Source organism: Nocardioides koreensis (assembly GCF_039531775.1).
Classification (GTDB): domain Bacteria; phylum Actinomycetota; class Actinomycetes; order Propionibacteriales; family Nocardioidaceae; genus Nocardioides; species Nocardioides koreensis.
Map to the genome: position 1 here is coordinate 13377 of NZ_BAAAQR010000007.1, position 19921 is coordinate 33297.

The window sequence follows — 19921 nt, forward strand, 5'->3', positions numbered from 1 at the left end:
CTCAGGCGACCATCACCCGCCCGGGACCGGTGGCGCGCGCGCCCTGGCGGCCGCGGACGACGTCCCACGCCTCGGCGAGCCGGTCGACCGCGTCCTCGAGCTCGTCCGCGGGACGGGTCCACGGGATCCGTACGAAGCGGTCCAGGCCGCCCTCGGCGGCGAACACCGGCCCCGGGGCCACGATGACGCGGCGCCGCTCGCCCTCGGCGGCCAGCGCCGTGCCGAGCGGGCCCGGCAGCTCGCACCACAGCGCGAGCCCGCCCGCCGGGAGCCGGAACCGCCACTCGGGCAGCCGGGCGCGGACTGCGGCGGCCAGGGCGTCGCGCTGCTCGCGCAACCGGGAGCGGTGGTCCTCGAGGACCGAGCCGGCGTCCTCGAGGAGCCGCACGAGCACCAGCTGCTCCATGACCGGCGCGCCGAGGTCGAGCCCCACCCGGGCCCGGGTCAGCTGCTCCATCCGGCCCTCGGGGGAACGGATCCACCCGAGCCGAAGACCTCCCCAGAAGCTCTTGCTGGCGCTGCCGATCGTGATCGCCGCGGGGGAGTGGGCCGCGAACGGGCGGGGCATCCGCTGCCCGTCGAGCGCGAGCGCCTGGTGGGCCTCGTCGACCACGGCGATCGTGCGCGCCCGACGCAGGTGCGCGGCGTACTCCTCGCGCTGGGCGTCGGTCATCACGAGTCCGGTGGGGTTCTGGAAGTCGGGGATCAGGTAGGCCAGCTTCGGCCCGGACTGGCGCAGCGCGGCGCCCACCGCGTCGAGGTCCCAGCCGTCGGGGTCGACGGGGCACCCGGTGAGCCGGGCGCCGCTGTGCCGGATCGCCTGGGTGGCGTTGGGGTAGACCGGCGACTCGACCAGCACCCGGTCGCCGGGGCCGGTGAAGGCCTGCGCCACGATGGAGGCCGCACTCAGGGCGCCCGGAGTGACCATGATCTGGTCGGGGTCGGTCGGCAGGCCGCGAGCGTCGTACGTCGCGGCGATGGCGCGCTGGAGCTGGGGGAGGCCGGCGGGGAAGTACCCGTGACCCCCGAGGTAGGCGGGCAGCTCGGCGGCGGCCTCGGCGTACGCCGTCGCCAGCCCGGGAGGCGCGGACGCGGCCGCGCAGTTGAGATCGATGGCCTCGTCGTCCCCAGGGCGGGGGAGCAGGGCCCGGTCGTGCGCGCGCGCCCGGCCGCCCGGCACCTGGGTGAAGGTGCCCGAGCCCTGCCGCGCCTCGGCGTACCCCGTCTCCCGCAGCGCGGCGTAGGCCCGGGTCACGGTCGTGCGCGAGACCCCGAGGGCCTCGGTGAGCTCGCGTTCGCTGGGCAGCCGGGCGCCCAGGCCGATCCGGCCGTCGCCGATGAGGAGGGTCAGCGCCTCGGCGAGCCCGGCGTACGCGGGGGAGCGGTCGAAGCCGTCGACCAGCGCGGCGACGCGGGCGGCGCCGACGGTCCGTTGAGTGGACTGGGTCATGCAGGCCACTGTTTCACGATTGGCTATTGATGAGAAGGCCAATCGCTACGCAGGCTTGTCCCATGTCGACGATCGCCCGCCCCGTCACCGCCCGTCCTGGGCTGACCGACCTCGGCCCCGTCGCCCAGCTCCGGGCGGGGCGGCTGGGGCGCCGGCTGCCGCAGCTCTACGTCGGCCTGGTGCTGTACGGCGTGTCCCTGGCGATGATGGTGCGCGGCGACCTCGGGCTGGCGCCCTGGGACGTGCTGCACTCCGGGCTGATCCGACACGTGCCGATCACGCTGGGCCAGGCGGTCGTGGTGATGAGCTTCGTGGTGCTGGTGGCGTGGATCCCGCTGCGCGAGACGCCCGGGATCGGGACCATCTCCAACGCCCTCGTGGTCGGCTTCTCCGCCGACGCCACGCTCGCGTTGCTGCACCACCCGGACGCCTTGGTGCTGCAGGGCGGGCTCATGGTGGGCGGGGTCGCGCTGTGCGGCCTGGCCAGCGCGATGTACATCGGCGCGCAGCTCGGGCGCGGTCCGCGCGACGGCTTGATGACGGGCCTGCACCGGCGCACCGGCCTCTCGCTGCGGCTGGTCCGCACCGGCCTGGAGGTGGCGGTCGTGCTGATCGGCCTGCTGCTGGGTGGTGTGGCAGGCCTCGGCACGGTTCTCTACGCCCTCGCGATCGGGCCGCTCACCCAGCTGTGGCTGCCGCGCTGGACGGTCTCCGTGGATGCCCCAGGGGCATCGCCGGTCCGGATGGGTGGTTCGGACTAGTCCCGCGGGGCCAGCGCCGGGCCACCCACTCGGGTGGTGTGGCGTTGGACGACCGCTCCTGCTTCCCGCGTTAGCCCATCAGGCAGGCCGTCCGGCTGCCTAACCTCCGAGACCTACGTCAAGGGGGAAATGATGGTCGAGGCTCTTCTCGCGAGGTCGCGTGTGCGGCTTGCGGTGTTCATTCTTGCTCTGGTGGGACCGCTGGTAACCGGGCTGGTGGGTACACCGGCAATGGCCGCGGTGGCCAAGCCGTCCGGGCTCACCAGCCAGTCCAGCGTGACCGCGGTCGTGCTGTCCTGGAAGCCCGTGAAGGGGGCGATCTCCTACCACGTACAGGTCGCGTCCTCGAGCTCGTACGACAGCCCGGTGCTCGACGTCCTGACGACCAACACCCACGCCACGCCCACGGCCGTGGTGCCGTTCGGCAAGGTGTACTGGCGGGTGGCGGCCACCAGGGGCAGCGGGTGGAGCAAGTGGTCCTCGGCCTCGTTCAACCGCTCCCAGCGCAGCGGCCCGATCCTGACCGAGCCGGCGGACGGCGCCGACCTCGACCAGCCGGAGCACCCGCCGGTGCTGCGGTGGGACCCGGTGCCGGGTGCCCGGAGCTACGTGGTCGAGATCGACGGCGAGGAGCGCGACTGGGTCGACACCGAGACGTACACCACCGAGACCACCTCGCTGGTCCCCACCGAGACCCAGCAGCCCGGTACCTACTGGTGGCGGGTGCGCGCGTACTTCGACAGCGCGATCAACTCGCTGCCCTCGACCGAGCGTTCGTACACCATCGGGGCCCTGCCCAGGGTCGGGCTGAAGGCCACCGAGCCCACGATGGAGGACGTGGTGCTGCAGTGGGACCCGGTGCCGGGCGCCGTCGACTACGAGGTCCGGGTCAGCACCGACAACGGCTTCAACGTGATCACCGACCACCAGTACGTGTCCGGCACCCGCTACTCGCCGCCGACCACATACGACAACGCGTCGTACTGGTGGCAGGTCCGAGCGCGAGACGTGTTCGGCCAGACCGAGGAGTGGCCGGTCTACCCCGACCGGACCGGGGTCTTCCAACGGAGCTGGCCGGAGAAGCCCTCCCTGGTCACGCCGGCCACCGGTTCGACGCCCCCCAACACCGACCTGACCTTCCAGTGGACCCCCGTCCCGCACGCGGCGTGGTACCTCCTGGACGTCGGCACGGACCCCGGGTTCTCGAGCGGAGCCACCTTCAAGACCTGCAAGAGCACCCAGACGACCTACACGCCCGGATGGAGCAAGCAGGGTCTGTACGACAACAGGTGCATGCCCACCAAGGCCGGCACCTGGTACTGGCGGGTGCGCGCCATGGACAGCAACACCAGCGCCTACACGACCGTCAACGGTCGCTTCTCCGAGGTCGGCTCGTTCTCCTGGACGCCGCCCACTCTCACGAGCGCGAGCCCGGGCGAGGTCACCGGCGAGCGGCTCGTGCTGGAGGGCAACGGCGTCGGTCCGTGCACCGCATCTCTGGGCGTCTCCGGAGGTGTGTGCTCCGGTGTCACCTCCACCCCGATGCTCGACTGGGACCCGGCACCCGGAGCCACGTCGTACATCGTCTACCTCGCGCACGACCGCAACTTCACGAACATGGTGGACGGCTTCGGTGACGTGGGGAACCCGGACACGATGTTCCACACCACCAACACCCGGTTCATGCCGCCCAGCTTCGCGTTGCCCGACACCCAGGCGGGCGAGGCGTACTACTGGTTCATCCGGCCCTGTGGCACCGGGTGCGGCCTGACCCCGGAGGAGGCGTCCAACGCGTTCCAGAAGAAGTCGGCGCCCGTCGCGCTGGTGTCCCCCGCGGACAACGCGGTGCTGGCCGACCAGGCGACCTTCGACTGGACCGACTACCTGGCGACCAACAAGGTGACGACGGATCCCGCCACGGGCGAGCACCCGACGCAGGCCGCCCGCAGCTACCGGATCCAGGTCTCCCAGAACTCCTCGTTCGTCGTGACCCGGACCGACAAGGTCTACGAGGCGATCGTCGACCAGACGACCTTCACGGCCTACAAGAACTCCTACCCCGAGGGGGTGCTCTACTGGCGGGTGCAGGCCATCGACGGCACCGGAAACCCCTTGACCTGGAGCCCCGTCCGCCAGTTCACGAAGTCGTCACCGACACCGGTCGTGACGTCCCCGACGGACGGTGCCGTGGTCAACGGGGTCCAGCCGTTCCGGTGGCACCCGCTGACGTACGCGCACTACTACGACCTCGAGGTGTACCGGAACAGCGACACCACGGCGTCGGCCGGCAACCTGGCGCTGAAGGTCACCAACATCCGGCAGGCGGCGTACACGGCGAGCAAGCCCCTCCAGGCGCTCGGCAAGGACTTCGTCTGGCGCGTCCGGCGCACCGACTATGACGGGCACGCGGGGGCCTGGGGACCCTGGCAGCGGTTCCGTGTCACGTCCGGGAGGCCCAAGCTGCTGCAGCCCGGGAGCACCGTCAGCCGGACCCGCGCGATCTTCTCGTGGCGGGCCGCGCCCCAGGCGGCGTACTACCGCTGGGAGCTTCGCCGAGGTTCCACGGTCGAGCAGTACGCCACCACGGCCCAGACCAGCTACGCGCCGGTGCGCCCGCTGACCAAGGGCAAGTACTCCTGGCGGGTCATCAGCTTCGACAGCCAGAACCACGTGCTCCGGGCGACCGGCTGGCGCAAGGTGACGGCGAAATGAGTCCGTGGGGGGAGTAGATGGAAGACCCGGGTCGGCGCGCCTGCACAGGTAGGCGCGCCGACCCGGCCGCGTCAGCGCTTGGTGGCGATGATGGTGGAGGCGTCGGAGGCCACCATCACCTCGACGGCGGTGAAGCGCTCGTCGGTGAGCCACTGCTCGCGGAGGGTGTCCACGCGGCCGCTGGTGATCGGCGGCCAGAGCTCGCAGGGCGTGAAGTCGTCGAGCACCACGATCCCGCCCTCCTCGACCAGGTCGGCGACGGCGTCCACCCCGACCTCGGTCGGCTCCCCGGAGTCCAGGAACAGCAGCGAGAAGGGGCCCTTGTCCAGCAGCGTGGACCAGTCGGCCGCGAGCACCTCGACCTGCGGGTCGTCCACGAAGATCTCGGCGGCCGCGCCGGCCAGCTTGGGGTCGAGCTCGGCGGTCACGATCCGGGCCTCGCCGCGTACGCCGGAGCGGAGCCAGGCGGTGCCGACGCCGCAGCCGGTGCCGAACTCCGCCATCGTCCCGCCGCGGGTCGCGGCCAGCGTGGCGAGCAGGCGCCCGGTCTCGTTGCGGCAGAACGAGACGTATCCCGACCTGCGGGACACCGCGAACGCTCGGGACACGACATCGGGGAGTTCGGGGGGAGCGCTCATGGGCCGAGTCTCTCATCATGAGCATCTCGTCTCGCATCGTGAACAGTTGCCGAAAAGCCGTGTCGGGGCCCGTCGCGGTCGTCGTACCCTGGGCTCACCATGCGGAGCGTCTTCGTACTTATCGAGTGCCGCGGCGAGGCCCAGCAGTAACCACTGCTTGTGAGGCCACCTCGCCGCGGTGTTCGGCGTTGACCGGCTTCACGCTCATCTGAAGACGCCCTCCGCGGCGGACCGCACCCAACAGCACGTGCGCGATCCGCAGACCTGATGGTTCTCCCTCTCATGTGATCCATGAGCAGACCCGCCCCCCGCCGCGGGGCTTCTTCGGTGTCCCACACCGAGCACGTCCACCCAGGATCACCCAGAGGAGCACGACCGATGTACGACATGTACCCCGAGTGGGGACCGGCCAGCCACCACCCCGAGAACCCCCGCAGCGCCGAGAACACCTGGGCCGCCGTCCAGGCCTCGCTTGACCTGCGAGACAACGGCGGCCAGCGCCCCGACGACAACTAACGTTCGCGACATGACTGACTCGAACTCCGGAACCCTCAGGCTCGCCGTCATCCCCGGTGACGGCATCGGCCAGGAGGTCACGGCCGAGGCGCTCAAGGTCCTCGAGGCCGCCGCGCCCGGTGAGGTGAAGTTCGAGCCGACCCGCTACGACCTCGGTGCCGAGCGCTACCTGGCGACCGGCGAGGTCCTCCCGGACTCGGTGCTCGAGGAGATCCGCGGGCAGGACGCGATCCTGCTCGGCGCGGTCGGCGGCAAGCCCGGCGACCCGAACCTGCCGCCCGGCATCCTCGAGCGCGGGCTGCTGCTGCGGCTGCGTTTCGAGCTCGACCACTACGTCAACCTGAGGCCGTCCCGCATGTTCCCGGGTGTCGCGTCGCCGCTGCGCCCGGAGATCTCGGGACAGCCCGGCGAGGTCGATTTCGTGGTCGTCCGTGAGGGGACCGAGGGCCCCTACACCGGCAACGGCGGCTCGATCCGGGTGGGCACCCCGCACGAGGTGGCCACCGAGGTCTCGCTCAACACCGCGTTCGGCGTCGAGCGGGTGGTCCGCGACGCCTTCGCCCGTGCGCAGCGCCGGCCGCGCAGGAAGCTCACGCTGGTCCACAAGACCAACGTCCTCGTGAACGCCGGCGCCGTCTGGTCGCGACTCGTGGCCGAGGTCGGGCGTGAGTACCCCGACGTCACGGTGGACTACCTCCACATCGACGCGGCGACGATCTTCATGACCACCGATCCGGGCCGTTTCGACGTGATCGTCACCGACAACCTGTTCGGCGACATCATCACCGACCTCGCCGCCGCCATCACCGGCGGCATCGGTCTCGCGGCGTCGGGGAACATCAACCCCGACCGCACCGCACCCTCCATGTTCGAGCCCGTGCACGGGTCGGCGCCGGACATCGCGGGCCAGCAGAAGGCCGATCCCACGGCTGCGATCCTCTCCGCCTCGCTGCTGCTCGACCACCTCGGGTACGCCGACGCGGCCGCGGCCGTCGAGCACGCCGTGATCGAGGACCTGGCCGCGCGCACCCCCGGCGCCACACGGCGTACGACGGAGATCGGCGACGCCGTGGCGGCGCGAGTAGCCGGCTGACGGCTGCCCCCCACCCTTCCGAGACGCCGGGCACCCGAGGGGTGCTCGGCGTCTCGCCCAACCGATAAGGTCGGCTAACGTGCCTTCCATGCAGATCAGCACCACCCTCAACCCCCAGCCGGTCGACGACGCCCGCCTCGCCGAGATCCTGTCCAACCCGGGGTTCGGCCAGCACTTCACCGACCACATGTTCACCGTGGAGTGGACGCCCGGCTCCGGCTGGCACGGCGCCCGGATCGAGCCCTACGGGCCGCTGACCCTCGACCCGGCCACGGCGGTGCTGCACTACGCCCAGGAGACCTTCGAGGGCATGAAGGCCTACCGGCACGAGGACGGTTCGATCTGGTCGTTCCGCCCGGAGGAGAACGCCGCGCGGATGGTGCGGTCCAGCCGGCGGCTGGCCTTCCCGGAGCTGCCGGTCGAGGACTTCGTGGCCGCCGTCGACGAGCTCGTCAGGGTCGACCAGCGGTGGGTGCCTGACGCGGCGGGGGAGAAGAGCCTCTACGTCCGGCCGTTCATGATCGCGACCGAGAAGTTCCTCGGCGTCCGGCCCAGCCAGCACGTCACCTTCATGGTGATCGCCAGCCCCGCCGGCGCCTACTTCAAGGGCGGCATCAAGCCGGTGACGCTGTGGCTCACCGAGGAGTACACCCGGGCCGGCCGCGGCGGCATGGGCGCGGCCAAGACCGGCGGCAACTACGCCAGCTCCCTGGTCGCCCAGCAGGAGGCGACCGCCGAGGGCTGCGACCAGGTCGTCTTCCTCGACGCCCAGGAGGGCAGGTACGTCGAGGAGCTCGGCGGCATGAACATGTACTTCGTCTTCGACGACGGCCGGATCGTGACCCCCGGGACCGGGACCATCCTCGAGGGGATCACCCGCTCGAGCATCATCGAGCTGGCCGGGAAGCTCGGCCACCAGGTCGAGGAGCGCAAGTTCTCCATCGACGAGTGGCGCGAGGGCGTCAGCAGCGGCCGGATCACCGAGATCTTCGCCTGCGGCACCGCCGCGGTCGTGACCCCCGTGGGGGGACTGAAGTGGCAGGGCGGCGAGGTGCCGGCCCCCGCGAGCACCGACCTCACGATGAAGGTCCGCCAGGCGCTCGTCGACCTCCAGTACGGCCGTGCCGAGGACACCTTCGGCTGGATGCACCGCATCGTCTGAGGCCCGGCCCCGGCCCGACGGGGCCGGAGGAGCAGCGCGCCGTACGGGTCAGGCGCGGAAGGCCAGCCAGGCCGCGACCATCCGTCGGGCCTGACCCCGCGTGAACCGGTCCAGGCACGGGTCGTCGCCGTAGCTCATGAAATTGTGGACCGGGTCGCTGCCCGGCTGGGTGCAGGTGTCGTCGCTCTCGTTGCACTCGTAGATGTTGTCGCCGTCGTCCTGGTACGGAGTGTCCGCAACCAGGTCGCCCGGCTTCTTGCAGCCGTTCTGGAAGGTGTGGAACAGGCCGAGCCAGTGACCGATCTCGTGGGTGGCGGTGTCGCCCTCGTCGTACCCGGTGTAAGCCCCGCCCGGCAACGCCTGGTTGGACAGCACCAGGCCGTCGAGGGCCAGGTTTCCCTGCCACGGGAACTGTGCGTAGCCCAGGATGGTGTCGTCGAGGCTGGCGATGTAGATGTTGAGGTCGCCCCAGCCGCCTTGGTGGAGGGCCTTCTTCGCGGCGACGGCGGTCTCGCTCTCGCCCTTGTTGCCGACGTGCCAGAAGTACCAGTCCCTGTTGACGGTCACGTCCGTCGAGACGAGCTTGAACCTGAACGGCGTCTGCACCGAGGACGTCGAGGTCCGTCCCCCGTACGCGTCGTTCAGGACCTGGATCTGCTCCCGGATCTGCTGACGGGTCACCGCGACGGCACCGGACGGGGCCGTGATCACGTGCACGTGCGTCGGCACCGTGATGCGTCGTGCGGTGCGCGGCTCGCCGTTGGACTTGAGGACCCCACGCTCCACCAACCGATCCACACGTTGCTGCAGCCGCCCGTCCATGCGCCGGGACGCGGGGGTGGTGACGGAGTTCGGGTCGGCGCCCTGCATGCCCCGGGTCGCCCGCGCGGCCGACTGCCCCGCGTCGCAGCCGACGGCCGCGGCGTCCGCCGGGGCCGTGCCCCCTCCCGGTGCGGCGAGCCCCACGGTCAGCAGCAGGGCGGCGCCCGCCAGCCAGGGGGCGATGGTGCGTCGGGCTGACAATCGGTTCATGGTTCCTCCCCCAGGGGTGGCCAGATGTCGACGAGTGGACGCGACTCGACGATTCCCCGTCGCCACCGGACGGGGCAAACCTGATTCCGGGTATCTCGCGCGGGAGAACGCGCGAGCGAGGCTCCTCCGGTGGGAGCGCGGCGCGGCGCGCGAGGCAAGGACGCCGGCGGCGCTAGTAACCTCGGTCCGTGACGACCTCGCCGCGCCCCCACCTGCCTGAGAGCAGGACCGTGGGCGACTACACCCTGCTCTCACGCATCGGCGAGGGCGGCATGGGCGTGGTCCACCTGGCCCGCAAGCCGGGGGGAGAGCGGGTCGCGCTCAAGGTGCTGCGTCCGCACATCGTGGGCGATGACGAGGCGCGCGCCCGGCTGGCCCGCGAGGTGAGCTCACTGAGCCGGATCCGGAGCAAGTGGGTCGCGGAGATCGTCGACGCGGACCCCTGGGGGGAGATCCCGTTCGTCGCCACCCGCTACGTGCCGGGCCTCTCGCTGCACGACCACGTCATCGACGAGGGGCCGATCACCGGACCCGACCTGATCTGGTTCGCCGGCTGCCTGGCCGAGGGGCTCGCGTCCGTGCACGGCGTCGGGGTGCTGCACCGTGACGTCAAGCCCTCCAACGTGCTGATGGAGGGGCGGACCCCCATCCTGATCGACTTCGGCCTGGCGCGGGTGGCCGACGACCCCAAGCTCACCCACACCGGCTGGCTGCTCGGCACGCCCGGGTACCTCGCCCCCGAGATCCTGTACGGCGACGACGCGACCGCCGGCTCCGACGTCCACTCGTGGGCGGCGACGGTGGCGTACGCCGGCACCGGCCGGCCCCCGTTCGGGCGCGGTCCGTCGATGGCGATCATGGACCGGGTACGCCGGGGCGAGCACGACCTCGACGGGCTGCCGGCGCAGCTGCGCGGCATCGTCGAGGCCGCCCTCGACCCCGAGCCCGGCCGTCGCCCCGGCGTGGAGGACCTGCTCGGCTGGCTGCGTCCGAGCACCTCCCGGGTGCCGCCCGTCGCCGTCGAGGACCCCCACACGGTGCCGCTGGCGTTCGCGGCCCAGGCCGCGGCGTACGACCCCACCGACCAGCTGCACCGCGAGACCCTCGTCGACCCGGGAGACAGCGAGCTGCCCACCCGCGCCCTGGCGGAGCAGTGGCCCGCCGAGGGCGAGGAGTGGCCGCCGCAGCCCACGCGAGTCCCGTGGCCGGAACGGATGCGCCGCGGCGTGCTGCTCGGCGGCGCGGCGCTCGCCGCAGGCGCCGGGATCGCGGCGTTCCCGTGGCCGGCCACCGCCGCGCTGCTCCTGCTGGCCTGGCTGCTCCGCAGCGGGTCGCTGGCCGCCAGCGCGGCGGGCGATCGTCGTCGGCTGCGCGGCCGCAAGTGGTACGACGGGGTCCAGTTCCTGCTGGCTGCCCCCTGGCACCTGGTGCGCGCGATCGGCGGCACCGTGCTGCTGGCGCTGTGGAGCCTGGGCCTGGCCGTGGCCGCGGCCCTGATCTGCTACGCCGTGGCCGCGGGGTTGCCGGCCACCTTGTTCGTGGGCGGGATCGCCTTCTCGGCCTCGCTGTGGCTGGGACCGGGCGGCTCGCGCGTGCGCTCGTCGGTGGGCCGCGTGGTCAACCCCGCCTCGGCCTCGCCGCAGCACTGGGTGGGGTCGGTCCTGATCGTGGTCGCGGTGGCGGTGGTGCTGCTGCTCCGCCTGGACACGTCCGGCATCTCCTGGACCCCGGCCCGGGACCAGCCGTTCGCCGGGCTCTCCCTGCCGGATGGGCTCCCCCTCGGCTGAGCCCGCGCGGGTTCGCATCGCGAGATCCCGGCATCCCCGCTGGGAGGCCCGTGGCAGCATGGGTGGCATGCAGCAGCAGGTGATCATTACCTAGCGCGTCGACGCCCCACCCCGGGGCCGCCGACGCGCAGACCTCTCGTAATCCGGGAGGTCTTTTTGTTGCCCGGACCGCATCACGGAAGAGACAGACCGATGGACCTGCACGGCGCGTTCCACGTCTACGACACCACCCTGCGTGACGGCGCGCAGCAGGAGGGGCTGAACCTCTCCGTCGCCGACAAGCTGAGCATCGCCCGGCAGCTGGACGGCCTGGGGGTCGGCTACATCGAGGGCGGCTGGCCGGGCGCCAACCCCAAGGACACCGAGTTCTTCCGCCGGGCCACCGAGGAGCTGGACCTGCGGCACGCGCAGCTGGCCGCGTTCGGCGCCACCCGCCGCGCGGGCGTGAAGGCCGCCGACGACCCGTTGGTCGGGGCCCTGCGCGACAGCGGCGCCGGCGTGGTCACGCTGGTCGCCAAGTCCCACGACCGGCACGTCGAGCTGGCGCTGCGGACCACGCTCGAGGAGAACCTCGCGATGATCCGCGACACCGTCAGCCACCTGCGCGCAGAGGGCCAGCAGGTCTTCCTCGACGCCGAGCACTTCTTCGACGGCTACCGGGCCAACCGGGACTACGCGCTCGAGGTGCTGCGCACGGCGTACGACGCGGGCGCCGAGGTGGTCGCGCTGTGCGACACCAACGGCGGGATGCTGCCCGGCTGGGTGGCCGACGTGGTCCACGACGTCGTCGACACGACGGGGGTCCGGGTCGGCATCCACTGCCACAACGACACCGGATGCGCGGTCGCCAACACCCTGGCCGCGGTCGACGCCGGGGCCAGCCACGTCCAGGGCACGATCAACGGGTACGGCGAGCGGACCGGCAACGCCGACCTCGTCACGGTGGTCGCCAACCTCGAGCTCAAGCTGGAGCGGCAGGTGCTGCCCCCGGGTCTGCTCCGCGAGGCCACCCGGATCGCGCACGCGGTCGCCGAGGTCACGAACTTCCCGCCCGCCTCGCGGCAGCCGTACGTCGGCACCTCGGCGTTCGCGCACAAGGCCGGGCTGCACGCGAGCGCGATCAAGGTCGACCCGAACCTCTACCAGCACATGGACCCGGTGGGCGTCGGCAACGACATGCGGCTGCTCGTCTCGGACATGGCCGGGCGCGCGTCGATCGAGCTCAAGGGCCGCGAGCTGGGCTTCGACCTGTCTCATGACTTGGAGCTGGTGACCCGGGTGACCGACCGGGTCAAGGAGCTGGAGTCCCGCGGCTACACCTTCGAGGCGGCGGACGCGTCGTTCGAGCTGCTGCTTCTCGAGGAGGTCGAGGGCCGGCGGCCGTCGTACTTCGAGATCGAGTCCTGGCGGGTGATCACCGAGACGCTGCCCCGGTCGCGGGCCGGCGAGGAAGCGGTCTCGGAGGCGACCGTGAAGCTCAAGGCGGACGGGGTGCGCTTCGTCGTCACCGGTGAGGGCAACGGCCCGGTCAACGCGCTGGACCAGGCGCTGCGCGAGGCGATCGGGCAGGCCTACCCGGAGGTCGCGAAGTTCGAGCTGATCGACTACAAGGTCCGCATCCTCGACCAGGGGCACGGCACCGACGCGATCACGCGGGTGCTGATCGAGACCAGCGACGGGGAGTCCTCGTGGGTCACCGTGGGCGTCGGCCACAACGTGATCGAGGCGTCCTGGGGTGCCCTGGTCGACGGGCTCACCTTCGGGCTGCGCCGCCAGCACCTCTGAGCAGCAGAAGGCCCCTCCTTCCCGGAAGCGGGAGGGAGGGGCCTTCTCAGGAGTCAGCGATCACCGGAGGTAGATCGTGCGACCCTTGGCCGTGTCCTGGAAGGTGCCGGACGGGTCCTGCGTGATGAACACGAAGTTCGACGCACGGGCCGCGCCCTTGACCCACTTGTAACCGCCGGTGGGCCTGCGAACCGGCACGTACATGACCTCTTCCTCGCCCGAGCACTCGAACGCGTTGATCGACGTGACCTGACCGGTGTTGGTCTGCACGCTGCCGTGCGTGACCTGGGTCAGCGTCGTCTGGAGCAACGCGCTGGTGGTGTCCTCGGAGCAAGCGACCTTGGTCTTGACCCAGGCGATCTTGTGGCTCGCGGAGAGCTCGCCGTACTTGCCGATCTTGATGATGGAGTTGTCGGCGCTCGCCGCGCCAGCGGTGAGGGCGACCGTAGCCAGTGCTGCTACGCCCGCACCCACAGTCTTCGTGGTCTTGTGCATTGTCTTGGCCCCCTAGGCCTCAATCAAGTGGGAAGGCCTGTCCTCCCTTGGTTAGAACCTAGAAAGGACGTCTGGACGGGTCATGCCTGAATTTGGTGGTCTTTCCCCAGTCCGTCTGCGGTAGTGGGTAAAGCGGCGCTCAGGATGGTGAGCGGACGACGCGTCGGGCGAGGTCGATCCAGCCGGCGTAGACGCGGTCGACGTCGAGTCCCTCGATCCGCACCTGCTGGTCCAGGACCGGCGCCTCCAGGGGCGCCATCAGCGCGGTCGCCAGCAGCGGCAGGTCGCCGGTCACCCCGAGCTCGGAGAGCAGGAGGCGCACGTGCATCGCGGCGAAGGAGTACGCCGCGTAGGAGCGCGTTCCGGCGCGACCCGCCTCGCGGATCAGGTCGGCGTGCAGCAGCGTCGTGTCCAGCCGCGACCGGCCGAAGGCCATCAGTCGCTCCCACGGCCCGGCCCCGGGACCCAGCGGTGGCGGCCCGGACATGACCGCCGCCTGCCACTCGGTCTCCGAGTGGTTGAGCAGCGCGGCCATCAGTCCCTCGCGGGACTCGAAGCGCCGGAACACCGTGCCCTTGCCGACGCCCGCCGCGGTGGCCACCGCGTCCATGGTGACGCCGTCGACCCCGCAGACGTCGACCAGCTGCTGGGCGGCGCGCAGCAGCGCCTCGCGGTTGCGCGCGGCGTCGCGACGCTCGCGGTGCGGTTCGTCGACGAGGTGCAGGAAGTGGGGACCGGACATGACGTCGCTCACTCTAGGGGCGGGATCGGGCGGTGGTCGCGCCGAAAACTGGGGGTGCAGGGAATAAGAACCGGACCGTGGTCCGTTTGGTCGGGCGAACGTCTCCCCGACCCCCGCAGGAGCCCCCGCATGACCAACACCCGCGTCCTCGTCCTCGTCGGCAGCCTCCGCGCCGACTCGCTGAACCGTCGCATCGCCGAGAAGCTGGCGGAGCTCGCGCCTGCCGGCGTCGAGGTGGAGATCGCCGAGAACCTCCACGAGCTGCCGTTCTACAACGAGGACCTCGACGGCGAGAACGTCCCCTCCGCCGCGGCCGCGCTCCGCGACCAGGTGACGCTCGCGGACCGCGTGCTGGCGGTGACCCCCGAGTACAACGGCACCATGCCCGCCGTCCTCAACAACGCCATCGACTGGCTGTCGCGGCCCTACGGCGTCGGCGCCCTGAGGGGCAAGCCGTTCGGCGTCATCGGCGCCACGCCCACGCCGTACGGCGGGAAGTGGGCCCACCAGGACACCGCCCGCTCCGCCGGCATCGCCGGTGCCGTGGTCGTCGAGGACGTCACCGTGTCGCAGTCCGCGCTCGAGGTCGACGTGCTCACCGACCCCGCGGTCCTCGAGCGGCTCGCCGGTGCGATCCGCACGCTCGCCGAGTACGACGCCGACGCGGCGGCCGCCTGAGCCGTCAGCCGCTAGCGTGCGGTCATGGGCGACCTCCACGACCTGACCGCGCTGGAGCAGGGCGAGCTCGTCCGACGCCGCGAGGTGTCACCCCTCGAGCTCGTCGGGCACTACCTCGAACGCGCCGACCGGCTCGACTCGGTCGGCGCGTTCGTCACGCTCACCCCCGAGCGGGCCCGCGACCGGGCCGCGGCCCTGGCGCCGGGGGAGTCGCCGCTGTCCGGGGTGCCGACCGCGATCAAGGACCTGAACCTCACGGCGGGGGTGCGCACCACCTTCGGCTCCGAGGCGTTCCGCGACTTCGTGCCCGACATCTCCGACGGGGTCACGCTCGCGATCGAGGCCGCGGGGATGGTCAGCCTCGGCAAGACCAGCACCCCGGAGTTCGGCTCACCGTGCTACACCGAGCCCGCCGTGGCACCGCCCGCGGTCACGCCGTACGACCGGAGCCGGATGGCGGGTGGCTCCTCCGGCGGTGCGGCCGCGGCGGTCGCGGCCGGGCTGGTGCCCGTCGCCCAGGGCTCCGACGGAGGCGGGTCGATCCGGATCCCCGCGTCGTGCTGTGGCCTGGTCGGGCTCAAGCCGTCGCGCGGGCGGATCAGCGGACACCCGATGTACGGCGACCCCGTGGGGCTGGCGACCGCCGGCTCGCTGGCCCGCACCGTGCGCGACGCCGCGGCGTTGCTGGACGTGCTGGCCGGGCGTCGCCCGGGAGACCCGTTCTGGGCGCCGCCGCCGGACGCGTCGTTCCTGGCTGCCTGCGACCGCGAACCGGGGCGGCTGCGGATCGCGCGGTTCGTGGAGCCGGTGATCGCCGACGTCGCCGTGGACCCCGAGTGCGTGACCGCCTGGGAGGACACCTCGCGACTCCTGGAGTCGCTCGGCCACGACGTCGTCGACATCGCCGTGCCGCTCCCGCGCGACGCCGTACCCGTCTTCGAGACCTGCTGGTCCGTGCTCACCGCGCTCTCGGTGGTCCCTCCCGAGCGGGAGCACCTGCTGCGCCCGCTGACGCGCTGGCTGACCGAGCGCGGACGGGCGGTCAGTGGGCCGGAGTTCGGCCTCGCGATCGGGGCGATGCGCCGCTTCGCCGCCACCGCGCTGACCGCGCTCGCGCCGTACGACGCGGTGCTGACGCCGACCGTCGCCACCCCGCCGCTGCCGGTCGGCGCGCTCCGCGACGACGACGACCCGGCCGCGGACTTCGCGGCCCAGAAGGACTACACGCCCTGGACCTCGGCGTGGAACGTCACCGGGATGCCCGCGGTCTCGTTGCCGCTGCACTGGACCGACGCCGGGCTGCCGGTCGGTGTGATGCTCGCCGCGCGCCCGGCCGAGGAGGAGCTGCTGCTCTCGTTGGCGGCCCAGGTGGAGACCTCGGCGCCCTGGTCGGACCGGCGCCCGCCCGGGTGGTGAGCCCTTCCGCATGGCGCCGGTCGTCTCCGCCGCGTGCGACAGTGTCGGCATGAGCGAGCTGACTCCGTACCTGTCGGTGGGCGACGCCCGGGCCGCGATCAGGTGGTACGCCGACGCGCTCGGCGCCGTGGTGAGCGTCGAGCCGATCGAGATGCCCGACGGGCGGATCGGGCACGTGGAGCTGGAGATCGGCGGGGCCCGGCTGATGATGGCGGACGCCCACCCCGAGCTGAAGTGCCCGGCACCGCTGGTGGGGGAGGGCAGCCCGGTCACCCTGCACCTGAGCGTCGCGGACGTCGACCGGATGACCGAGGCGGCACGCGCGGCCGGTGCGCTGGTGGACCGGGGACCCGAGGACAGTCCGCCCGTCGGACGCGTGGCCGTGCTGCGCGACCCGTTCGGGCACCGGTGGTTCCTCAACCAGCCCCTGGCCTGAATCCGGCGGCCGGACGTCGTACGAGCTGGTCGTCGGGACGGCGCCCCGGATGACGTCGCGGGGACGGTCAGGCGAACCAGGTGACGGACCTTGCGAGGAACGTCTCCCGGTCCAGCGCCCCCGCACCCGCCGGGAGGGTGGCCAGCACCGGCACGCCGGTCACCCGCGGCAGGTCCTCGGCGTTGCACCGCTCGGCCAGCCCCGGCGCGACGGGCCAGGAGCCGACGACGAGCCCGGCGGGCTCCAGCCCGCGGGCGCGCAGGGCGCCGACGGTCAGCTCGGTGTGGTTGAGGGTGCCCAGGCCGGCGGCGGCCACGACGACCACCTCGGTCGGCACGCTCCGTGCCAGCTCGGCCGCGAGGTCGAGCAGGGTGCCGCCCTCGGTGTCCAGCCGCACCAGCAGCCCGCCGGCGCCCTCCACGAGCACCGTGTCGTGGAACTCCGTGAGCACCCGCACCCGATCGGCGTGCTCCGCGACCGTCGGGATCCGTACGCCGGCCCGCCGTGCCGCGGTGTCCGGGGCGAGCGGCTCGTCGAGTGCGGTGTGCTCCTGCACCGCGCACCCGGTCAGCCGGTGCACCTCGGCCGCGTCGGAGTCACCGTCGGCGATGCCGGTCTGCACCGGCTTCACCACCACGACCGACTCCCCGGCCGCGAGCGCGCGCGCCGCCAGCGCGGCCGTCGCCACGGTCTTGCCGATCCCGGTGGACGTGCCGGTGACGACGACCACCCGGCTCACGAATGTTCCTTCACGACCGCGACCAGCACCTCGGTCGCCCGCGCCCAGTCCTCCGCGGGCACCCCGGCGCCGACCGTGACCCGCAGCCGGGAGATCCCGTCGGGGACCGACGGCGGCCGGAAGCACCCGACCCGCACCCCCTGGGCCAGCGCCGAGGCCTGGGCCGCGAGCGCCACCCGCGGCGACGGCATCGGCACCGACAGCACCGCGCCTGCCGGCGGCTCGACCCCGAGCGCGGCGGCGAGGTCGTCGACCCGGCGGCGCACCAGCCCGGGCAGCCCGGGGTGGGCGCGCAACACCTCGAGGGCGGCCAGCGCGGCCGCGGTCGAGGTGGGGGCGAGGCCGGTGTCGAAGATGAACGGCCGCGCCCGGTTGACCAGGTGCTCGACCAGAGCCGAGGAGCCGAGCACGGCCCCGCCCTGGCTGCCGAGGGACTTGGACAGCGTCGCGGTGACCACCACGTGCGGGAGGCCGGCCAGCCCGAGCTGCTCCACGAGCCCGGCCCCGTGGACGCCGAGGCCGTGCGCCTCGTCGACGACCAGGAGGGCGTCGTACTCCTCGCAGACCGCGGCCAGCTCGACGAGCGGGGCCCGGTCGCCGAGCACCGAGTAGACGGACTCGGCCAGCACGAGCGTGCGCCGGCCCCGGCTGCCCGCGAGCGCGGAGCGGACCGCGGCCACGGCGTTGTGCGGCACGACCGTCAGCGCGGCCCGCGAGAGCCGGACGGCGTCGACGAGCGAGGCGTGGACGTGCGCGTCGGAGACGACCCGGCACTCGCGGTCGGCCAGCGCGCTGACGACGGACAGGTTCGCGTGGTAGCCGGTCGAGAAGACCAGCGCCGCGGGCTGCCGGAGGTACGCCGCCAGCGCGGCCTCGAGGTCGGCGTGGACCTGCAGGGTGCCGGTGACCAGCCGCGACGCCCCGGCCCCCGCGCCCCAGGTGCGGGCCGCGACCGCCGCCGCGGCGACGACGGCGGGATGGTGGGAGAGCCCGAGGTAGTCGTTGCCGGCGAGGTCGACGACCCGGTCGCCCGCTGCCCGTGGCGTGAGGCTGCGGCGCAGGCCGTCGAGCTCGCGCTGGTCGGCCTGCGCCGTGAGCCAGTCGCCCCAGGGGGTGCTCACGCCACCCCCGCCGCGGCCCCGATCGCCGTGCAGATCCGGGCCAGGTCCTCGTCGGTCGAGACGTAGGGCGGCATCGTGTAGATCAGGTCGCGGAACGGCCGCAGCCACACCCCGTTCTCGATCGCGACCTCGGTCGCCTTCGCCACGTCCACGGGGTGGTCGAGCTGCACCACGCCCACGGCTCCGAGGGTGCGGACGTCGACGACCCCCGGGAGGTGCCGCACCGGCGCGAGCCCCGCCGTGAGGGCGGCGTGGATGCGTCCGACGTCGGCCTTCCAGGCGCCGTCGGCGAGGAGGTCGAGTCCGGCGAGCGCGACCGCGCAGGCCAGCGGGTTGCCCATGTACGTCGGGCCGTGCATGAGGACGCCGGACTCGGAGTGGGAGAGCCCGACCGCGATCCGCGGCGTGCAGAGCACCGCGGCCAGGGTCAGGTAGCCGCCGGTGAGCGCCTTGCCGAGGCACATGACGTCCGGGGTCACGCCGGCGGCCTCGGCGGCGAAGAACGTGCCGGTGCGGCCGAACCCGGTGGCGATCTCGTCGAGGACCAGCACCAGTCCATGCCGGTCGGCCACCTCGCGCATCACGGCCAGGCAGGCGGCGGGGTAGACGTGCATGCCGCCGGCTCCCTGGAGCAGCGGCTCGACGATGATGCCGGCCAGCTCGTGGGCGTGCGCGGCGGCGACTGCCTCGAAGGCCTCCGCCCAGGCCGCGACCCCGTCCTCGGCGGCCGGCGGCCGGGGCGCGAACACCTGCTCCGGCAGCACGTCGGCGAACATCGAGTGCATGCCGCCCACCGGGTCGCACACGCTCATGCAGCCGAACGTGTCGCCGTGGTAGCCGCCGCGCACGGTGAGCATCCGGGTTCGCTCGGGATGGCCGACACCGCGCTGGTACTGCAGCACCATCTTCAGCGCGACCTCGACGCTGACCGAGCCCGAGTCGGCCAGGAAGACGTGCTCGAGGCCGGCCGGGGCCAGGTCGACCAGCCGCTGCGCCAGCCGGATCGCGGGCTCGTGGGTGAGGCCGCCGAACATCACGTGCGCGAAGTCGGCCGCCTGCGCGGCGAGCGCGGCGTTCAGTGCCGGGTGGTTGTAGCCGTGGATCGCCGCCCACCAGGACGACATCGCGTCGACGACCTCGGTCCCGTCGACCAGCGTCAGCCGGACGCCCGCCGCGCCGGTCACCAGCCGCGTGGGCGCCGGGTCGGTCATCGAGGTGTAGGGGTGCCACAGGTGGGCCCGGTCGAAGTCGAGGAGGGCTTCGCTGCTGGCGGTCGGTACGGCGGTCATCGCGGGCCGATTCTAGGCTCGGGGCGAGGACGGCAGCGGGGGTCGTCCCACTTCCTGAACACTGTTCAG

The 19921-nt window shown here is 72.5% G+C and carries 18 protein-coding genes; 10 read left to right on the forward strand and 8 right to left on the reverse strand.

Annotated elements, in window-relative coordinates:
• Position 1 precedes the first annotated feature (1 nt).
• Positions 2-1450 (reverse strand): MocR-like transcription factor YczR, encoded by a 1449-nt coding sequence (gene yczR, locus ABD268_RS12250; RefSeq protein ID WP_344152183.1) that lies wholly within the window; start codon positions 1448-1450, stop codon positions 2-4.
• Between the two features lie 62 nt (positions 1451-1512).
• On the opposite strand from yczR, the gene yczE reads away from it, so the two are divergent.
• Both yczE and ABD268_RS12260 read left to right on the forward strand, forming a co-directional pair.
• The gene (gene yczE, locus ABD268_RS12255) at positions 1513-2211 is read left to right on the forward strand and encodes a membrane protein YczE (RefSeq protein ID WP_344152186.1); all 699 of its coding nucleotides are present in this window, start codon (positions 1513-1515) and stop codon (positions 2209-2211) included.
• A gap of 192 nt (positions 2212-2403) precedes the next feature.
• Entirely contained in the window at positions 2404-4923 is a 2520-nt protein-coding gene (locus ABD268_RS12260; protein ID WP_344152189.1) for a hypothetical protein, read from the forward strand.
• Positions 4924-4994: 71 nt separating this feature from the next.
• On the opposite strand, the gene ABD268_RS12265 is transcribed toward ABD268_RS12260, so the two are convergent.
• On the reverse strand, positions 4995-5561 hold the full coding sequence (locus tag ABD268_RS12265) for an O-methyltransferase (RefSeq protein ID WP_344152192.1): 567 nt from the start codon (positions 5559-5561) through the stop codon (positions 4995-4997).
• A gap of 378 nt (positions 5562-5939) precedes the next feature.
• Here ABD268_RS12265 and ABD268_RS12270 point away from each other — a divergent pair, with 378 nt between their 5' ends.
• The 3 genes from ABD268_RS12270 to ABD268_RS12280 all read left to right on the forward strand — a co-directional run bounded on the left by ABD268_RS12270 (position 5940) and on the right by ABD268_RS12280 (position 8332).
• On the forward strand, positions 5940-6077 hold the full coding sequence (locus tag ABD268_RS12270; protein WP_344152195.1) for a hypothetical protein: 138 nt from the start codon (positions 5940-5942) through the stop codon (positions 6075-6077).
• A 10-nt stretch (positions 6078-6087) separates the two neighbouring features.
• Complete coding sequence (locus ABD268_RS12275) at positions 6088-7170, forward strand: 3-isopropylmalate dehydrogenase (RefSeq protein ID WP_344152198.1); 1083 nt, start codon at positions 6088-6090, stop codon at positions 7168-7170.
• Positions 7171-7258: 88 nt separating this feature from the next.
• Positions 7259-8332 carry a branched-chain amino acid aminotransferase gene (locus tag ABD268_RS12280; RefSeq protein ID WP_344152201.1) on the forward strand — a complete coding sequence of 358 codons (1074 nt, stop codon included), beginning with the start codon at positions 7259-7261 and terminating at the stop codon, positions 8330-8332.
• Positions 8333-8380: 48 nt separating this feature from the next.
• Here ABD268_RS12280 and ABD268_RS12285 read toward each other — a convergent pair whose 3' ends face one another.
• On the reverse strand, positions 8381-9364 hold the full coding sequence (locus ABD268_RS12285; protein WP_344152204.1) for a zinc metalloprotease: 984 nt from the start codon (positions 9362-9364) through the stop codon (positions 8381-8383).
• Positions 9365-9552: 188 nt separating this feature from the next.
• Between ABD268_RS12285 and ABD268_RS12290 the strand changes: the two genes are divergently transcribed.
• Entirely contained in the window at positions 9553-11151 is a 1599-nt protein-coding gene (locus ABD268_RS12290) for a serine/threonine-protein kinase (RefSeq protein WP_344152207.1), read from the forward strand.
• A 192-nt stretch (positions 11152-11343) separates the two neighbouring features.
• Positions 11344-12936: a citramalate synthase gene (gene cimA / locus ABD268_RS12295; protein WP_344152210.1), complete on the forward strand. Its 1593-nt coding sequence runs from the start codon at positions 11344-11346 to the stop codon at positions 12934-12936.
• A 60-nt stretch (positions 12937-12996) separates the two neighbouring features.
• Here the strand turns inward: cimA and ABD268_RS12300 are convergent, their stop codons facing one another.
• Positions 12997-13431, reverse strand: coding sequence for a hypothetical protein (locus ABD268_RS12300; RefSeq protein ID WP_344152213.1), 435 nt, complete (start codon positions 13429-13431; stop codon positions 12997-12999).
• A gap of 139 nt (positions 13432-13570) precedes the next feature.
• Complete coding sequence (locus ABD268_RS12305) at positions 13571-14173, reverse strand: TetR/AcrR family transcriptional regulator (protein ID WP_344152216.1); 603 nt, start codon at positions 14171-14173, stop codon at positions 13571-13573.
• A gap of 129 nt (positions 14174-14302) precedes the next feature.
• Between ABD268_RS12305 and ABD268_RS12310 the strand changes: the two genes are divergently transcribed.
• The 3 genes from ABD268_RS12310 to ABD268_RS12320 are packed head-to-tail and all read left to right on the forward strand — an operon-like array spanning position 14303 to position 16703.
• On the forward strand, positions 14303-14851 hold the full coding sequence (locus ABD268_RS12310; protein ID WP_344152219.1) for an NADPH-dependent FMN reductase: 549 nt from the start codon (positions 14303-14305) through the stop codon (positions 14849-14851).
• A 24-nt stretch (positions 14852-14875) separates the two neighbouring features.
• Positions 14876-16267 (forward strand): amidase, encoded by a 1392-nt coding sequence (locus tag ABD268_RS12315; protein ID WP_344152221.1) that lies wholly within the window; start codon positions 14876-14878, stop codon positions 16265-16267.
• 49 nt (positions 16268-16316) lie between these two features.
• Positions 16317-16703 (forward strand): VOC family protein, encoded by a 387-nt coding sequence (locus ABD268_RS12320; RefSeq protein WP_344152224.1) that lies wholly within the window; start codon positions 16317-16319, stop codon positions 16701-16703.
• 67 nt (positions 16704-16770) lie between these two features.
• On the opposite strand, the gene bioD is transcribed toward ABD268_RS12320, so the two are convergent.
• From bioD to ABD268_RS12335, 3 genes are read right to left on the reverse strand one after another with little or no spacing between them, the layout of a single operon-like run.
• On the reverse strand, positions 16771-17442 hold the full coding sequence (bioD, locus tag ABD268_RS12325) for a dethiobiotin synthase (RefSeq protein ID WP_344152227.1): 672 nt from the start codon (positions 17440-17442) through the stop codon (positions 16771-16773).
• The gene (locus ABD268_RS12330) at positions 17439-18563 is read right to left on the reverse strand and encodes an 8-amino-7-oxononanoate synthase (RefSeq protein WP_344152230.1); all 1125 of its coding nucleotides are present in this window, start codon (positions 18561-18563) and stop codon (positions 17439-17441) included. Before ABD268_RS12330 ends, bioD begins: the two co-directional genes overlap by 4 nt.
• Positions 18560-19852, reverse strand: coding sequence for an adenosylmethionine--8-amino-7-oxononanoate transaminase (locus ABD268_RS12335; RefSeq protein WP_344152233.1), 1293 nt, complete (start codon positions 19850-19852; stop codon positions 18560-18562). The genes ABD268_RS12330 and ABD268_RS12335 overlap by 4 nt, the downstream gene beginning before the upstream one ends.
• Between the last annotated feature and the right edge of the window lie 69 nt (positions 19853-19921).

Excerpts from the sequence above, each read along its gene's own strand:
- yczR (WP_344152183.1), bottom strand. The coding sequence starts at position 1,450 with ATGACCCAGTCCACTCAACGGACCGTCGGCGCCGCCCGCGTCGCCGCG.
- yczE (WP_344152186.1), top strand. The coding sequence starts at position 1,513 with ATGTCGACGATCGCCCGCCCCGTCACCGCCCGTCCTGGGCTGACCGAC.
- ABD268_RS12265 (WP_344152192.1), bottom strand. The coding sequence starts at position 5,561 with ATGAGCGCTCCCCCCGAACTCCCCGATGTCGTGTCCCGAGCGTTCGCG.
- ABD268_RS12270 (WP_344152195.1), top strand. The coding sequence starts at position 5,940 with ATGTACGACATGTACCCCGAGTGGGGACCGGCCAGCCACCACCCCGAG.
- ABD268_RS12275 (WP_344152198.1), top strand. The coding sequence starts at position 6,088 with ATGACTGACTCGAACTCCGGAACCCTCAGGCTCGCCGTCATCCCCGGT.
- ABD268_RS12280 (WP_344152201.1), top strand. The coding sequence starts at position 7,259 with ATGCAGATCAGCACCACCCTCAACCCCCAGCCGGTCGACGACGCCCGC.
- ABD268_RS12285 (WP_344152204.1), bottom strand. The coding sequence starts at position 9,364 with ATGAACCGATTGTCAGCCCGACGCACCATCGCCCCCTGGCTGGCGGGC.
- cimA (WP_344152210.1), top strand. The coding sequence starts at position 11,344 with ATGGACCTGCACGGCGCGTTCCACGTCTACGACACCACCCTGCGTGAC.
- ABD268_RS12300 (WP_344152213.1), bottom strand. The coding sequence starts at position 13,431 with ATGCACAAGACCACGAAGACTGTGGGTGCGGGCGTAGCAGCACTGGCT.
- ABD268_RS12305 (WP_344152216.1), bottom strand. The coding sequence starts at position 14,173 with ATGTCCGGTCCCCACTTCCTGCACCTCGTCGACGAACCGCACCGCGAG.
- ABD268_RS12310 (WP_344152219.1), top strand. The coding sequence starts at position 14,303 with ATGACCAACACCCGCGTCCTCGTCCTCGTCGGCAGCCTCCGCGCCGAC.
- ABD268_RS12315 (WP_344152221.1), top strand. The coding sequence starts at position 14,876 with ATGGGCGACCTCCACGACCTGACCGCGCTGGAGCAGGGCGAGCTCGTC.
- ABD268_RS12320 (WP_344152224.1), top strand. The coding sequence starts at position 16,317 with ATGAGCGAGCTGACTCCGTACCTGTCGGTGGGCGACGCCCGGGCCGCG.
- ABD268_RS12335 (WP_344152233.1), bottom strand. The coding sequence starts at position 19,852 with ATGACCGCCGTACCGACCGCCAGCAGCGAAGCCCTCCTCGACTTCGAC.